Here is a 1,499-nt window from a genome sequence, read left to right as displayed (position 1 = left end):
CGGATGGCCGATTTGACGGACGGCGATGAAAACGATCCTTCCAGACCGCGCCAGCGGGTCAGCGTCGACCAGTTGGCAAGCCGACGACGGACAGTGGCCGGCGCATGCGGTCCCGACACGCGCAGAAAACCTTGTTGGCGCAATTCCTCTTCCACGTCGGCCGGCATGCCGTGATCAGGTTCGATCTCGCGTTGCTGCGGCCGCCATAAATGATGGGCGATGAATTTCAGGAGCAGGGCTTCCGGCGCCGGGAAGGGGAGGGGATTGCCGGTTGCAGCCAGCGACCAGGCTTCAAGATAGGCCAGATCCGAGGTCAGCGCGCGCAGCGTGTTTTCGCCCATGCCTTCATTGACCAGGTGGCGCAGCGTCTCGATATCCTGATCGGTCAATAGCCCGGCGAGCCTGTCGCGGCGGTTCAGCGGCAGAACAGCCGCTATCGTATCTAAAGTCTCGGTGCGTTTTTCAATCGAACCTGACGACGAGCTGCTCATTTCGGCAGTCCGTTCTCGTCATATAGTTCATCGTGGTTCGAAGTCTGGTGCGTGTTTGCAGGCCTTCCCTTAAGCGCCAGCGCCCAGACTTCATCCCATGTGCCCTGGCCGTTCTGCGAAATTGGCACGATCGCGGCAATAGGATCGTCAGCTCGACAGATGACAACCTCGTCATCGCGCAAAACGAAGTCAATCAGTTCGTCAAATCGCTCCGCTGCCTCGGCAATGTCCACGAATACCTTCACCACCACTGCCCTTACCAGACGCGCTCATGCAGAATCGCGTCGAACGCCAGATCCGTCGAGATGAAAGTGCAGTGCTCAAGCCGCGCCTGAGCGGCAAGAATCCGGTCCCACGGATCGCGATGTTCCCAATCAAAATTTGCTGCAAGTTCGGCATGCAGATCGGTGATGGCTAGTGTTTGCAGGCCGCTTTCCGTGACGGCTGCCCGCAGTTCCTGGGGCTTGAGATCAAGCTTGTTCAGGCGCATCTTGTTGTCCAGCTCATAGAACGTGACCGCACTGACGAGGATAGCATTTGCCTTGTCCTCGATCAGCGATCGTGCCTTCGTGGACAGGCGATCACTACCGATTGTCCACCAGTAGACGGCGTGGCTGTCGAGCAGGATTTTCATTGCGTGTTTTCGCTATTGTTGGATTTGCCTTGCCAGACGCCGGTATCATCATTCCAGTCTCCGGCATCGATCGCCGCCTGCTCTGCATCAACTGTATCGAACAGGTTGTCGGGCAGGCCACGATGGCGCAACAGGCCAAAAGGGCGCTTGCCACCGTCCGCTGCTGGACCGATGCGGGCGTAAACTTCGTTGCCACGCATGATGACGATCTCTTCGCCCTGGTTGGCGCGATCGAGGACTTCGGCGAAATTCTTGCGGGCTTCGCTGATCTTGTAGCTTGTCTGGGGCATCGGGACCTCCGAAATTGATCGTACGCCATTGATACCATTGTTTTACAGCACGTACAAGTGCCTCGTACATTTCACCTCCGATAA

General features: G+C 57.6%; 3 protein-coding genes and 1 pseudogene. All 4 read right to left on the bottom strand.

Annotation, left to right across the window (positions count from 1 at the left end; all coding sequences use genetic code 11):
- Positions 1 to 491: pseudogene (locus FIB18_RS24625) on the bottom strand (integrase); the annotation flags it as partial.
- Positions 488 to 736, bottom strand: a complete 249-nt coding sequence (locus tag FIB18_RS24620) for a type II toxin-antitoxin system Phd/YefM family antitoxin (RefSeq protein WP_235894976.1) — start codon at positions 734 to 736, stop codon at positions 488 to 490. The gene FIB18_RS24620 and the pseudogene FIB18_RS24625, both read right to left, overlap by 4 nt.
- 11 nt (positions 737 to 747) lie before the next feature.
- A complete protein-coding gene (locus FIB18_RS24615; RefSeq protein ID WP_006469785.1) occupies positions 748 to 1,125 on the bottom strand; it encodes a type II toxin-antitoxin system VapC family toxin in 378 nt (125 codons plus the stop codon).
- Entirely contained in the window at positions 1,122 to 1,415 is a 294-nt protein-coding gene (locus FIB18_RS24610; protein ID WP_024897005.1) for a type II toxin-antitoxin system Phd/YefM family antitoxin, read from the bottom strand. Before FIB18_RS24610 ends, FIB18_RS24615 begins: the two co-directional genes overlap by 4 nt.
- Positions 1,416 to 1,499 lie beyond the last annotated feature (84 nt).

Source organism: Brucella pecoris (assembly GCF_006376675.1).
In the GTDB taxonomy this organism is placed as follows: Bacteria; Pseudomonadota; Alphaproteobacteria; order Rhizobiales; family Rhizobiaceae; genus Brucella; species Brucella pecoris.
Note: the sequence above shows the minus strand (reverse complement) of the source record. Positions and strands in the feature narration are given on the sequence as shown.